This is a genomic window from Methylobacterium sp. 77 (assembly GCF_000372825.1).
Classification (GTDB): domain Bacteria; phylum Pseudomonadota; class Alphaproteobacteria; order Rhizobiales; family Beijerinckiaceae; genus Methylobacterium.
The window spans coordinates 4,579,377-4,591,968 of sequence record NZ_KB910516.1 but is presented as its reverse complement, the minus strand read 5'-3'; the positions used below and the strand labels follow the sequence as shown (position 1 = coordinate 4,591,968).

General features: G+C 68.5%; 13 protein-coding genes. 5 read left to right on the top strand and 8 right to left on the bottom strand.

The annotated features are described in order from the left end of the window. Positions 1-74: 74 nt before the first annotated feature. Complete coding sequence (locus A3OK_RS0121760; protein WP_019907011.1) at positions 75-518, bottom strand: DMT family transporter; 444 nt, start codon at positions 516-518, stop codon at positions 75-77. Between the two features lie 262 nt (positions 519-780). Here A3OK_RS0121760 and A3OK_RS0121755 point away from each other — a divergent pair, with 262 nt between their 5' ends. Further along, the gene (locus A3OK_RS0121755; protein ID WP_019907010.1) at positions 781-1,029 is read left to right on the top strand and encodes a hypothetical protein; all 249 of its coding nucleotides are present in this window, start codon (positions 781-783) and stop codon (positions 1,027-1,029) included. Positions 1,030-1,492: 463 nt separating this feature from the next. Beyond that, positions 1,493-4,795 carry a tetratricopeptide repeat protein gene (locus A3OK_RS0121750; protein WP_155912088.1) on the top strand — a complete coding sequence of 1,101 codons (3,303 nt, stop codon included), beginning with the start codon at positions 1,493-1,495 and terminating at the stop codon, positions 4,793-4,795. A 4-nt stretch (positions 4,796-4,799) separates the two neighbouring features. Here A3OK_RS0121750 and A3OK_RS0121745 read toward each other — a convergent pair whose 3' ends face one another. Next, positions 4,800-5,906 (bottom strand): alkene reductase, encoded by a 1,107-nt coding sequence (locus tag A3OK_RS0121745; protein WP_019907008.1) that lies wholly within the window; start codon positions 5,904-5,906, stop codon positions 4,800-4,802. Positions 5,907-6,129: 223 nt separating this feature from the next. Beyond that, the gene (locus tag A3OK_RS0121740) at positions 6,130-7,014 is read right to left on the bottom strand and encodes a CoA ester lyase (protein WP_019907007.1); all 885 of its coding nucleotides are present in this window, start codon (positions 7,012-7,014) and stop codon (positions 6,130-6,132) included. 71 nt (positions 7,015-7,085) lie between these two features. Between A3OK_RS0121740 and A3OK_RS0121735 the strand changes: the two genes are divergently transcribed. Both A3OK_RS0121735 and A3OK_RS0121730 read left to right on the top strand, forming a co-directional pair. Then, the gene (locus tag A3OK_RS0121735) at positions 7,086-7,328 is read left to right on the top strand and encodes a hypothetical protein (protein ID WP_155912087.1); all 243 of its coding nucleotides are present in this window, start codon (positions 7,086-7,088) and stop codon (positions 7,326-7,328) included. Beyond that, a complete protein-coding gene (locus A3OK_RS0121730; protein WP_019907005.1) occupies positions 7,328-7,666 on the top strand; it encodes a DUF167 family protein in 339 nt (112 codons plus the stop codon). Before A3OK_RS0121735 ends, A3OK_RS0121730 begins: the two co-directional genes overlap by 1 nt. A gap of 7 nt (positions 7,667-7,673) precedes the next feature. Here A3OK_RS0121730 and A3OK_RS0121725 read toward each other — a convergent pair whose 3' ends face one another. From A3OK_RS0121725 to A3OK_RS0121705, 5 genes are read right to left on the bottom strand one after another with little or no spacing between them, the layout of a single operon-like run. Continuing rightward, positions 7,674-8,045, bottom strand: a complete 372-nt coding sequence (locus tag A3OK_RS0121725; protein ID WP_019907004.1) for a tRNA-binding protein — start codon at positions 8,043-8,045, stop codon at positions 7,674-7,676. Positions 8,046-8,070: 25 nt separating this feature from the next. Beyond that, positions 8,071-8,898: an FTR1 family protein gene (locus tag A3OK_RS0121720; RefSeq protein WP_019907003.1), complete on the bottom strand. Its 828-nt coding sequence runs from the start codon at positions 8,896-8,898 to the stop codon at positions 8,071-8,073. A 43-nt stretch (positions 8,899-8,941) separates the two neighbouring features. Then, positions 8,942-10,342, bottom strand: a complete 1,401-nt coding sequence (locus tag A3OK_RS0121715; RefSeq protein ID WP_019907002.1) for a 4Fe-4S binding protein — start codon at positions 10,340-10,342, stop codon at positions 8,942-8,944. 4 nt (positions 10,343-10,346) lie between these two features. Next, positions 10,347-10,688 carry a cupredoxin domain-containing protein gene (locus A3OK_RS0121710; RefSeq protein ID WP_019907001.1) on the bottom strand — a complete coding sequence of 114 codons (342 nt, stop codon included), beginning with the start codon at positions 10,686-10,688 and terminating at the stop codon, positions 10,347-10,349. Positions 10,689-10,705: 17 nt separating this feature from the next. Continuing rightward, positions 10,706-11,269 carry an iron transporter gene (locus A3OK_RS0121705; protein ID WP_026597531.1) on the bottom strand — a complete coding sequence of 188 codons (564 nt, stop codon included), beginning with the start codon at positions 11,267-11,269 and terminating at the stop codon, positions 10,706-10,708. A gap of 283 nt (positions 11,270-11,552) precedes the next feature. On the opposite strand from A3OK_RS0121705, the gene A3OK_RS0121700 reads away from it, so the two are divergent. After that, positions 11,553-12,569 carry a DUF2336 domain-containing protein gene (locus A3OK_RS0121700; protein ID WP_019906999.1) on the top strand — a complete coding sequence of 339 codons (1,017 nt, stop codon included), beginning with the start codon at positions 11,553-11,555 and terminating at the stop codon, positions 12,567-12,569. The last annotated feature ends 23 nt before the right edge of the window (positions 12,570-12,592 follow it).

Sequence of the window (12,592 nt, the reverse complement as noted above, 5' to 3'; positions counted from 1 at the left end):
CCAATTCCGGTATCGCCCCTCGACGGTCCATCGTCTGTCTTCCATGACCGGTTCCCACTTTTCGGGGTGACGATCTACGACCCCGCCACCAGGGCGACGCCTCCGATCATCAGCAGGCCACCGAAAATCCGCCAGATCGTCGCCGGGTGACGCTCGAAGCCGATCCAGCCGAAATGATCGAGCAGGATCGAGGTGACGACACCGGCGGTCACGAGCATCCCGAGGAATGGGGCCGCCCCGATCTCGCGGGCCACCAGCAGTTGCGCCAGGACGATGCCACCGCCGAGCACGCCGCCGAACCAGGCCCACCACGGCACCCCCAGCGCCTGGGCCGCCGTCGGCAGGGTGAGCTTGCCCGATGCGAGCCCCACCACGAGAATGCAGGTCGCCGTGCCCGCCGCCACGACGAGGCCGGCGCTCAGGGACCAGCCGAGGCTCTTCGCCAAAGCTCCGTTCTGTCCTGCCTGCACGGCGTTCGCGACGCCTGCGAGGAGGACGATGCCGTAGAGATACCACATCGACGCCCGGTCCCGTTGAATGGAACATTCATCTAGGGCGGCGACCGATCGCGGTGGTGCGACATCTGTGCGGTCGTCGTCTTATCGGGATGATCTGCATGCGGTGAAGCGTCTAACCCATACCCTCAGCCCCGAGGGGACTTCCCGACTTCGCCCCGTCCGGCTCGCGCCAGGCGGGGCTTTTGCTGTCCGGGCCCGCAACGATGCCGCATGGATACTTGATGACGCTCTTGCGTTGCATCAGCAACCGACAGGAGTATCCATGAAGACGTTGACGCTTACCCTTTGCGCAGCCGCACTGTCCTCCCTCGCCCTCGCGCAGATGACGACGGACGCCGATGCGCGCTCGCGCCATTCGAAGCGCGGACTCGGCACTCCCAGCATGTCGAACAATACCGGCGGCCGTCTCCGTCGCGGCGATTCGGCGGCGGGCGGAAATTCCAGCCAGCCGTCGCGCTCGTCCGGGGCAGGAAGCGCCGGGGGCGGCAGCGGCGGCAATGGCGGGTTGTAGATCGCAACCTCGGCCGGGAAGATTTCGTCTCCATGCATGCGGGTTGATTTCGCATCGCTCGCCGGGGCTGTGAACAAGCCGGGCGTCGATGTGGCATTTGTGGGATACCACATGCTAGGATGGTGTTATTCCTCCCAAGGAATGTCCTTCTGAAGACTCGCCTCGCCCGGTGAAAAACCGGTGCGGGGTTTTTTGTTCGGGTCCGGAGCAGCGATCCGGCGACACGCTCCCAATGCACTCTGACATCCGCCGGAATGGCCGCGAATTCTCGCGCGATCGCGCCGAAGACCGATTTTGAGACAGATCACTGGTGGGACGTTAGGCGCCCGTTAGCCTCGAAGGTGGAGAGTCGCGGATGGTGTAGCGTTCCGCGTCGGCCCCTTTCGGGCGCCCCGCGCAATCCGGTGTGGCGTAACCTGCGATGGGAATGGAGGCCGGAATCGCGACACGACGGCGCCGGCTCATGGCCGGTTTCGTCGCGACGTCGATCCTGGCAGGCGGTTTCGCCTGGGCGGATCGGGCCGAGGCGGCACGGATTCTCGCGATCAAGGGCAACCAGCTCGGGCGCTACGGCCGGATCGCCCTGACCTTCGATTCCGCAGTTCCGGTGAAGGCCAGGATTTCCGGCCTCGTCCTGCTCGTGACCTTTGGCGAGCGCAGCAATCCGGTGCCCGAGAAGATCACGGCGGACATGCCGGATTTCGTCTCGATGGTTCGCCGCGATCCCGATGGAACGGGCCTGCGCATCGCCCTGCAGAGGCCCTATCGCCTCAATGTCCAGACGGCCGGCGAGCACGTCTTCATCGATCTCCTGCCGGAGGATTGGCAGGGCCTTCCCCCTCCCCTGCCGCCCGAGATCGTGGCCGAACTCGTCCGCCGGACGCAGGTGGCGGAAGCGGCCATGCGCGCCGCCGCTCCGGTCGTCGAGCCGAAGCGGCTGCCCCTCGAACTCTCGCGCCTCCCGACCCTGACGCGGCTCAGCCTCAAGCTCGCACCGGAGACCGTCGCGCGTTTCAACGAGGCGGGACTGTCGACGCGGCTGACGATACCCGGTGCCTGGCGCATCGACGACATCGCGGCGCGCGGCCGGACCAAGCCGGTCATCGAGTCCCTGGCCGTCGAGAGCGATGCCGAGGGCGCGCATCTCACGGTGACGCCGGCCGCCGGCTACGAGATCCGCGCCGCGCGGGACGATGACGGCGTCACGCTCGATCTCGTCCGCAAGTCCTCACCCACGGATGCCAAGGCGGCCTCCATGGACCTGAAGGCCCAGGCGGCCGACATGCCTGTAAGGCCGGCCGGGGCGCCGGTCGGCGCGATGCCGCCGAAAGCCGCCGGTGCCGCTCCGGTCGCGCCGCAGAAGGTCGTCGTCCTGAGGCCGGCGGGACCCGGCCTCGCCTTCCCGTTCCAGCGCCAGCCTGCCGCGGCCTTGTTCGAGCGCGCCGGCCTCGCCACCCTGGTCTTCGAGACGCCCGACCCGGTCATCGTCCCGGCCGGCGATCCCGTGTTCGATTCCGTCAACGTGCCCCGGCGCCAGGGCGCTTTCGTCATCCTCAACTTCAAGGTCCCGAGCGACCGGCTTCTCGACCTCGTTCCCATGGGCGATGCCGATGCGCCCACCGGCTGGGAACTCGTCGCCGGCCAGAACCTGTCAGCCAGCGAGCCTCTCTCCGCCATCCGCAGCCCGGAAGCGAGCGGACGCATCGGCATCGGAATCCCCTTGCCGAATCCCGGCGGATCGACCTGGATCGAGCGCAATGGCGAGCGGATCGGCATCGTGACCGGCTACGGTCCGAAGCCGGCGGGAATCCCCAAGCGACAGGTCTTCGTCGATTTCGAGCTGCTGCCCAGCCGTCAGGGCGTCGCGGTTCTGGCCAAGGCCGACGATCTGCTGGTGCGCCCGGACATGGACGGCGTCTCCGTCGGCCGCGAGGGCGGCATGTCCGTCTCCGGCGTCGCCAAGCCCGCCGAGCCGGCACTGACCGCGGTGAGCGATCTCGCGATCGAGCGCCGGCCCTGGGACGCCGCGAGAAGCGGCGATATCGGCGAGAACCTGCGCGAGCAGCTGAACGCCGTGGTCGAGGCGCCCCGGCCGGCACGGGGACCGCTCCGCCTGAATCTGGCGAGAAGCATGCTCGCCAACGGGCTCGGCGTGGAAGCCCTGGGCGCGCTTCAGGTGGCGGCGAGCGAGGACCCGGTCATGGCCGGACAGCGCGAACTCGCGATCCTCACGGCCGTCGCGAATACCGAGATGGGCCGCTACGCCGATGCGCGGAAGGCCCTCGACAGCGAGTTCCTGCGGACCGACCCGGAAGCCCGTCTGTGGAAGGGCTATCTCGATGCCAAGGCTGGGCGCTGGCCCGCCGCCGATACCGCGTTCCGCGACACGGCGAGCGTCATCGAGCGTTATCCCGACGATCTCCAGGCGCTGTTGCGCACGGCGGCGGCGGAAGCCGCGATCGAGAACGGAGACTGGGCGGCGGCCGGCAAGCAGATCGTCGCGGCGCTGCCGCGCGCGGCGGTCCGCTCCGTGACCGACCGCTTGGCGCTGCTGCGCGCCCGCATCGACGAGGTGACGGGCCAGACCAGCGCCGCCCTCGATGCCTATCAGCGCCTGTCCGACACCGCCGAGCGCCCGATCGCCTCAGCGGCGACCCTGCGCGCCACGGTGCTCGCCCACGCGCTCGGCAAGATGCCGGTGGCCGACGCGATCGAGCGGCTCGAGACGCTTCTCCTCACCTGGCACGGCGACGAGGTCGAGCAGAGGACGGTCGCCGCGCTCGCCAAGCTGAACATGGAAGCGGGGCGCTGGCGGCAGGCTTTCGTGGCCTCGCGCAAGGCGGATGCCCTGGCGCCGGAATCGCCGATCAGCCGCGAACTTCACGACAGCGCCCAGGAACTCTTCGACGATCTCTATCTCAGCGAGAAGGGCGCCACGATGTCCGGCGTCGAGGCGCTGGCGCTCTATTTCGATTTCAAGGACTTCGCCCCGATCGGTCGCCGCGGCGACGAGATCGTGCGCCGGCTCGCCGACAAGCTCGTGGAACTCGACCTGCTCGATTCGGCCGGTGAATTGCTGCAGCACCAGGTGGATAAGCGGCTCACCGGCCCCGCTCGCGCCGGCGTCGCCGCGCGGCTGGCGACCATCCGGATGATGGACGAGAAACCGCTTCAGGCGCTGCAGGTCATCGACGCCACCTACCAGCCCGAACTCCCCGAGGATCTGCGCCGCGCCCGCGCCCTGATCCGGGCCCGCGCCCTCTCGGACCTGTCGCGCACCGATCTGGCACTGGAGACGATCGAGGCGGAGACGGGCGCCGATTCCGACCGCCTGCGCGCAGACATCCTCTGGACCGGCCGCCGCTGGCGCGAGGCCGGCGAGGCGCACGAGGCCATGGTCGGCGAGGCGTGGCGGATGCGCAAACCCCTCGACGATGCGATGCGGTCCGACGTCGTCCGCGCCGCCATCGCCTACGGCCTGGCCGGCGAAACCCTCGGGCTCGAACGCCTGAGGGCGAAGTTCGCCGAGCCGATGGCGGAGAGCGTGGATGCCCGCACCTTCGCCCTCCTCACCCAGCCGAACGCGGTGCGAAGCCAGGCCTTCCGCGAGATCGCCCAAAAGGCCACCAAGGCGGAGACGCTGCAGGCCTTCCTGAAGGAATACCGCAAGCGCTACCCGGACGCCTCGGTGCCGCAACCGGTGCGGCAGGAGGGTCCGCAGGCCGAGGCGAAGGGCAACGAGACGTCACCCTCGCCCAGGGGCTGATGCCTCAGCGCCGGAACGCGACCGGACCGTTCATGCCCGGCCAGTCGGAATAGCCGGTGGCACCGCCGCCATACCAATAGGCCTTGGGCGCTTCGGCGAGCGGCGCGCCTTCGCGGAGGCGATCGACGAGGTCGGGATTGGCGATGTAGGGCCGGCCGAAGCTGAACAGGTCCGCCCTACCCTCGGCGAGGTCCTTCTCGGCGAGTTCGAGCGTGTACTGGTTGTTGCCGATATAGGCGCCCTTGAACCGCTTGCGGATCTGGCCGAAATCGACCTCGTCCGGCACGTCGCGGGTCTGCTGCGTCACCCCCTCGATCGTGTGGACGTAGAGCAGGTCGAAGCCGTTCAGGGCGTCGACATAGGCCCCGAAGGTCGCCTTCGGATCGCTGTCGAGGGCGGTCTTGCCCGGCTCCGTGGTCGCGGGCGAGAGGCGGATGCCGACGCGCCCGCCGCCGCCCCAGACCTCGGTCACCGCCTTTACCACGGCGAGGGGGAAGCGCAGGCGATTCTCGATCGAGCCGCCATACTGGTCGGTGCGGTGGTTGGTGGAATCGCGCACGAATTGTTCGAGCAGATAATTGTTGGCCGAATGGATCTCGACGCCGTCGAACCCTGCGCGCTTGGCGTTCTCGGCGGCCCGGCGGTAATCCTCGACGATGCCCGGGATCTCGTCGGTCTCCAGGGCGCGCGGCGTCTCATGCGGCTTCATACCGGATTTGGTGAAGGCCATGCCCTCCGGCTTCAGGGCCGAGGGTGCCACCGGCGACTGGCCGTTCGGCTGAACGTCGGGATGCGAGATACGGCCGGTATGCCAGAGCTGGAGGAAGATGCGACCGTCGCTGGCATGGACCGCGGCGGTGACGGCCTTCCAGCTTTCCACCTGCGCGTCGGTCCAGATGCCGGGCGTCAGCGCATAGCCGACGGCCTGGGGCGAGATGTTCGTCGCCTCGGTGATGATGAGGCCGGCATTGGCGCGCTGCGCGTAGTAATCGACCGCGAAATCCGGCGGGACGCCCGCGTCCGACGAGCGGCTCCGAGTCAGCGGGGCCATCACGACGCGGTTCTTGAGGGTGAGGTCGCCGAGGGTGAAGGGTTCGAGGATCGGGCTCATGAGGCGGCAATGTCCTTTGGAGAAAGCGTCATCGGACGGCGATGCCGCCCCCCGATGCTCACCTCGCCCGTCAGGCCCGACCCCTCCCGACGCCGCGTCCCGTGGGACGCGAGCACGACGGAAGAAGGCCCGGCGGGGCGGGAGAGGTGCGATGAGCGGGAAATTCCGCTCCGCATCGCCTTGTTCCCCGGCCGGACCGAGCCCTCGCGACGCAGCGACGCGCTCAATATCCGCGCGCGGCGATGGATTCCGACCAGTTCACCGCACGGCGGGCCATGCTGATATGCTGGCGCTCGTACATCCGGCCCTCGACCTTGATCGCGCCGCGCTTGGCGTTCTCGGGCTTGTCGAACGCATCGATGACCAGGGTGGCGCGGCGCACCTCCTCCTCGGTGGGAGCGAAGGAGGTGTTGGCCGGCTCGAGCTGGTTGGGGTGGATCAGGGTCTTGCCGTCGAAGCCGAGGTCGCGCGCCTGCCGGCACTCGGTGCGGCAGCCCTCGACATCGCCGATGTCGTTCCACACGCCGTCGAGGATGGTGAGGCCCTCGGCACGGGCGGCGGCCAGGGTGAACATCATCCAGGGCAGCATCGGCACGCGGCCGGGCACGAGCTGGGCCCAGGTGTCCTTGGCGAGATCGTTGGTCCCGAGGACGAAGCAGGTGAGCCGGGTGCGCCGGTCGCGCCGGGCCTTGGCGATCTCCTGGATGTTGAGGATCGCGGCCGGCGTCTCGATCATCGCCCAGACGTCGATGCTCTCCGGCGCGTCGAGGGCTTCGAGATGGTTGGCGATGCTCTCCAGCACCGCCGGCGAGGACACTTTCGGCATCAGGATGGCGTCGGGACAGGCCTGGATCGCCGCCTTCAGATCGGCCTCGCCCCAGGGGGTCTGCGGAGCGTTGACGCGGATCACCAGCTCCCGGCTGCCATACCCGCCACCTTTCACCGCGGCACAGACCTGATCTCGCGCGAGTTCCTTCTCATCCGGCCCGACCGCATCTTCGAGGTCGAGGATGAGAGCATCGGCCTGCAGCGTCTTCGCCTTGTCGAGGGCCCTCTGGTTCGAGCCGGGCATGTAGAGAACGCTGCGGCGCAGGCGGAGATCGGACATTGACGCATTCCAGTGATGATGCGGTGAAGCTTAGTGCAACGACGCCGCCGGGACAGCCCTCTGGATTTAAAATGCGTGTCGACAGCGTGCAAATGACAGGCTCTGACGCCGGCCTCGCCGCCTCGGCGCCCATCACGTCTTCCAGACGCAAACGCCTTGCCGAAGGCTTTGCAGACGATCTCGCCGCGCGGACGGACGACCGGCCCGAGGGGCGATATCCCCTGCTTGGCGTCGTCGACGCGATCGCCCGCCCACGCCTGCGGAGAACGACGCAAGCCTGCGGCCTGCTCCCGGCCGGCATCGGTGAGCCGTGATGGACGGTCCCGCCCGGCCCTACACGCCGACCCAGGACGGAATCCGGCTCGCCGTGCGCCTGACGCCGCGCGCGAGCCGGACCGGTCTCGACGGCATCGTCGCGAGCGCCGATGGACGGGTTTCCGTGCAGATGCGGGTCGCGGCGCCGCCGGTTGAGGGTGCCGCCAACACGGCGCTGATCGCGGCGCTCGCCGCCGCTCTCGGCATGCGAAGATCCGATCTTCGCATCGTCACCGGCGAGACGGCGCGCCAGAAGATCGTGGCTCTCAGCGGCGATCCCGCCCTCATCGCCGCGCGCCTCGAAGCCTGGATCGCCGGCGCGCCCGCACGGCGTTGAGAGACGCTCAGAACAGGCGGCTTCCATCCGGCACGGGATGGTCCGGCCGGAACAGGACGACGGCGCCGTTGGCGTCGGCGAAGCCGAGAACCAGCACCTCGGACAGGAGCTTGCCGATCTGGCGCGGCGGAAAGTTCACCACCGCCGCGACCTGACGGCCGACCAGATCCTCGGGCCGGTAATGCCCGGTGATCTGGGCGCTCGACCGCTTGGTGCCGATCGTCGGCCCGAAATCGACGGTGAGTTTGATGGCGGGTTTCCGCGCCTCGGGGAACGGCTCGGCGGAGACCACCGTGCCAATCCTGATATCGACCGCCAGGAAGTCGTCGAAGCCGATGGCCGCCGCCGCCGGGGCCGCCGAATCGTGATTCACGTCCATCGATGGCCTCTTCCCTGAATGGGGTTCAGGCCGTCCGCAGGGTGCGCCGCTTCTTGTCTGCGGACGACCATTGCATCAGGCCGACCATCACCAGGATCGTGCCGAGATAGACGATCACCTGCAGTCCCGTTGGGCTGTCGGTGTAGCCGACGAGGGCGTGCAGCACCCGTCCGGGCAGGCTGCCTTCGGGCAGGATGTTCGCGGTGTTCCAGACCGGCCGGTCGAGCACGGTGACGAGGCCGGCATTGGCGAGGAACCTCGCCGCCTGCGCCGCGAGCCCGGCGGCGAGGAAGATGATGAGCGCGCTCGTCACCGAGAAGACGTAGCGGGTCGGGATCGCGGCGAGGCCGAAATAGCTCACGGCCGACAACAGGATTCCGGCGCCGACGCCAGCCAGCGCCCCGATCTGCAGGTCCGAGCCCGACGTGCCCGAGGCGACAAGGCCGTAGAGGAACAGCACGAGCTCCGCGCCCTCGCGCAGGATCGCCGCGCCGACGACGAAGGCGAGTGCGGCGGCGGTGCTCTCGCCCCGGCGCACTGACTCACCGGCGGCCTTCAGTTCCCCGGCGAGCTCGCGCCCGTGGCGGCTCATCCAGGTGTTGTGCCAGATCAGCATGAGGACGGCGACGCCGAGCACGGCGGCGTTGAGGATATCCTGGCCGGCGCCTTCGAACGCGTCGGAGATCCGTTCGGCGAAGAGGGCCACGAGGCAGGCACCGGCGAGACCGCCGAGTACGCCGAGACCGATCCAGCGGCCGCGCCCGGCGATGCCGCGGGTGGCCGCCAGCACGATGCCGATGATCAGGCCGGCTTCGATAACCTCGCGAAAGGCGATGACGAACGCTCCGATCATGCGGAGATCTCCTTCGATGTCGCGGCTGGGCGGGATGAGCGCCCTACCAGATCCAGAACAGAAGCACCCAACCGGAGACGGACAGGGCGGCGGCGGCGGCGATGCAGGCGGTGGCGCCGATCCGACGCAGGCCCGCGGCCGACAGCCCCGCCACCTGCCAGGCCAGCCACGCGCTCCACAGGCTCGCGCCGATCAGCAGGCCCGCCCGCAGTTCCGCCACGTATGGCATGGCGAGCCCCTCGCCGCGCAGGAAGGTGACGGTGAGGGCGGAGAGGCCGAGAAAGACGCCGCATCCCGCGATCGGGATCAGCGTCTGCGTCAGGTGGTGGAAGCGCGGCCACGACCAGGTCCCGAGACCCCGCGTGGCGAGCGCCACCAGGGCGGACAGGCCAAGGCCGAGGACGATCGTCGCGGCGGCGATATAAGCCAGCAGCAGACCGCCATCGAGCAGGGTCATGACGTCGTTGTGCTCGGGATAATTGGTTAGCACGAACCACGGCAACGTGGTCTCGAGCGGCCAGACCATGCCGTGTTCGATCAGCCAGGTCGCGAGCCATTGCTTGGCGTCGATGAACCAGGGGCTCGACGACCATTGGAACGCGCCGGCCGCGAGGCCCATCATCCCGAACAGGATCAGGATCGTCTGTTCGAGGCTGGGCTCGGTGCCGGCCACGTGGACGATCTCGTAGGCCGGCGAGCGCCGGGCGAGGCGCACCGCGCCGCGATAGCCGCTGCAGCGCCCGCACATGTGGCAGGCGCCGGCCCCGCGCATGGTCTTCACCGGCACCAACGGGGCGCAGTTGAACGAGACGCCTTGCGGCCTCTCGGAGGCGGCCCAGGCCGGGCGGTCGACCTGGAAGCTCACCGGGGCGAGCTTGGCCAGCACCGCGAAGACGCCGTTGACGGGGCAGAGATAGCGGCACCAGACCCGCTTGTTGCGGCCGTAGACGAGGCCGACCGCGATGGCCGCCACGGTGGAGCCGCCGAGCACGGCCAGTACCGGCTTCGGGTAGCCGTAGACGCTGACCATCTGGCCGTAGACGGTGGTTCCGGCGAAGGCGATGAAGGGCCAGCCGCCCCAGGTGATCCAGCGCGGGACCGCGCGGCCGAGGCTCCACCGGCTGGCGAATTCGGTGAGCGTGCCTTCGGGGCAGAGCACCCCGCACCAGGCCCGTCCGACGAGGACCATGCTCACGAGAACGAAGGGCCACCAGATGCCCCAGAACGCGAATTGCGCCAGGACCGTCAGGTTGTTCCAGAGATGGGCCGTGCGATCCGGCAGAGGCAGGAAGGCGGGCACCGCCACGAGGACGAGATAGACCGCGACCACCGCCCATTGCACGCTGCGGATCACGCCGCCGTGGCGCTGCAGCCAATGGCCGAGTTCCGCGAGGCGCTGGTCGATCCAGGCATCGCGGTGGTCTGTGGAAGCGCTCGCCGCCATCGGCCTACTTCGCGACCAGCTTGGCTTTGGCGTCCGGGTGGAAATCGTCGAACACGTCGTAGGTGCCGGGATCGAGGGTGCGGAACACGATGCCCGAGGTCGAGCCGGCGGCGAGCGCCTTCTCGCGCTTCAGTTCCATGCTCTCGAACTCCACCGGCGAGGTGCCGGTATTGCTGATCTCGAGCTTGAAGCGGGTATTGGCCGGAACCTCGATGATCGCGGGGAGGATCACGCCATCCTTCATCTCGACCTTGATCACCGGCATGTCGTCGGCCCGTGCCGGGGCGATGCCCGCGAGCACAACGGCGCAGACGGCAACGGCGAGGCTGCGGAGGACGTGTCCCATGTGATGCGTCGCGTCGGTCAATACGCGCCCTTCTTGCCGGTCCCGGCGAAGGTGAAGTCCTGGATCACGTCGAACGGCTTGAACCATTCGGCGACGCCCGTCTCCTTGTCGACGTGGCGGCCGAAATGCTGGTTCTTGCCGGGGGGCGCCACGATCAGCTTGAGCCGGTAGCGGCCGGGGCCGCTGAGCTTGACGTTGTCGCCGTAATGCGGGCCGTCATTGGCGACCATCGGCATCAGCGAGCCGCTCACCTTCGGGCCGGTGGCGGCATCGCCCTCCAGCTTCGTCAGTTCGAAACTCACGTCGAGGGAGGGCAGCCAGTCGCCTTCGGCGAAGCCGTTGCGATTGTCCTTGGCCGCGCGGATATCGGCCTCGAGATGGATGTCGGATTGCGCGGCGGCGCGCATCATGTCCGGCGGGTCCATCTCGATCGGCTGCAGATAGACCGCGGCCACTTCCAGACCGTCCCGCGTCACGTGAGGACCGATCGGCGTCTCCTTCGCCGAGGCGACGCCGGAGCCGAGCGCCACGATGGCCAGAAGGCTGGCGGAAAGCAGGGCGGAGTGTTTGGTCTTGCTCATTGTATCCAGCGCGTAAACCAGCGCCCCGCCGATGCAAAGATGCTTCTTGGTCACATCGATAAATCAGAATACTTCCAATGTATTAGGTGCGCGACCAGGACGACCGGCCGAAAGCCTGAGATCGGCCCCGTTCCCGCGCCAAATTCCTGTGCCGGGCGTCCTCGGCCGACGCGATGCGGCGCCGACCGCGACCGGATCGTGGCGGCGTTAACGGAGCCGCGACGAATTCGTGATGTCTTGGGCGTGCAATGGCACCTGAGGTTGGCCGGAGACCCTCGCGCACATGGCGACAGCCCTCGGTTCCCTCGTCCAGCAGCTCGACCTCACGATGGGCGACGTCCCGACGCAGCGCCGTTCGTCGATCCTTCGCAACCTGACCGCCCTGTTCGCCGACTACGCGCCCCGCCTCGGCACCGATCACGTCCATGCCTTCGATACGGTGATGCTGCATCTGGCGCGCACCATGGACGAGGCCGACAGGATCGACCTGTCGCGCCGCATCGCCTCGATCGCGAACGCTCCCCCCGGCGTCATCCGCGACCTCGCCTTCGATCCCGCCTCGGCCGTGGCGGCCCCCGCGCTCGAACGGGCCGCGTCGCTCGGCGACGACGATCTGGCTACGATCGCGCGCGACTGCGGGCAACCTCACCTCATGGCGCTGACGCGTCGAAACAGGCTAATCGAACGCGTGACCGACATCATCGTCGAGCGCGGCAATGCCGAGGTCTCGCGCTCGGTGGCACGCAACCCCGGTGCCCTCTTCTCCCTCGACGGCTATACGCGCCTCGTCGGCCGGAGCCTGTCCGACCCCGAACTCGCGGCGAGTCTCCGGGGGCGCGACGACATGCCGAGCATTCTGAGACGCGCCGATGCGTCCACGAAGGCCGTCGATCCCTTGAGCGATCCGACGCCGGAACGGGCCGTCTTCGCGGCCGAAGTGTTCGTCGGCGGCCAGTCGCGGCGCGGCGAGATCACCGAGGCCATCCTCGTCGGCTGGCTCGATTCGGGTCGCGAGACCGAAGCGCTGGTGGGGCTCGCCCGCCTCGCCGGCGTTCCCAGCCATGTGGCGATCGAGGCCTACGAGGCGCCGTCCTACGAGCCGTTGCTCTATCTCGTCCGCTCGGTCAGATTCGGCTGGAAGATCCTGAAGCTGTTCATGGCATCGCAATCGGAGCGGGAGACGCCCCCCGAAGTGATGCGAGGCATGATGGAAGCCTTCCAGGCCCTGCCCGTCACGACGGCGCAACGGGTCGTGCGCATGAATGCAGCGCGTAACCGGATCGACGCCCATCATGATTGATGGCACCGAAACGGCACGACCGA

Excerpts from the sequence above, each read along its gene's own strand:
- A3OK_RS0121710 (WP_019907001.1), bottom strand. The coding sequence starts at position 10,688 with ATGGGACACGTCCTCCGCAGCCTCGCCGTTGCCGTCTGCGCCGTTGTG.
- A3OK_RS0121730 (WP_019907005.1), top strand. The coding sequence starts at position 7,328 with ATGGACGGTCCCGCCCGGCCCTACACGCCGACCCAGGACGGAATCCGG.
- A3OK_RS0121700 (WP_019906999.1), top strand. The coding sequence starts at position 11,553 with ATGGCGACAGCCCTCGGTTCCCTCGTCCAGCAGCTCGACCTCACGATG.
- A3OK_RS0121760 (WP_019907011.1), bottom strand. The coding sequence starts at position 518 with ATGTGGTATCTCTACGGCATCGTCCTCCTCGCAGGCGTCGCGAACGCC.
- A3OK_RS0121750 (WP_155912088.1), top strand. The coding sequence starts at position 1,493 with ATGGCCGGTTTCGTCGCGACGTCGATCCTGGCAGGCGGTTTCGCCTGG.
- A3OK_RS0121725 (WP_019907004.1), bottom strand. The coding sequence starts at position 8,045 with ATGGACGTGAATCACGATTCGGCGGCCCCGGCGGCGGCGGCCATCGGC.
- A3OK_RS0121720 (WP_019907003.1), bottom strand. The coding sequence starts at position 8,898 with ATGATCGGAGCGTTCGTCATCGCCTTTCGCGAGGTTATCGAAGCCGGC.
- A3OK_RS0121755 (WP_019907010.1), top strand. The coding sequence starts at position 781 with ATGAAGACGTTGACGCTTACCCTTTGCGCAGCCGCACTGTCCTCCCTC.
- A3OK_RS0121745 (WP_019907008.1), bottom strand. The coding sequence starts at position 5,906 with ATGAGCCCGATCCTCGAACCCTTCACCCTCGGCGACCTCACCCTCAAG.
- A3OK_RS0121740 (WP_019907007.1), bottom strand. The coding sequence starts at position 7,014 with ATGTCCGATCTCCGCCTGCGCCGCAGCGTTCTCTACATGCCCGGCTCG.
- A3OK_RS0121735 (WP_155912087.1), top strand. The coding sequence starts at position 7,086 with ATGCGTGTCGACAGCGTGCAAATGACAGGCTCTGACGCCGGCCTCGCC.
- A3OK_RS0121705 (WP_026597531.1), bottom strand. The coding sequence starts at position 11,269 with ATGAGCAAGACCAAACACTCCGCCCTGCTTTCCGCCAGCCTTCTGGCC.
- A3OK_RS0121715 (WP_019907002.1), bottom strand. The coding sequence starts at position 10,342 with ATGGCGGCGAGCGCTTCCACAGACCACCGCGATGCCTGGATCGACCAG.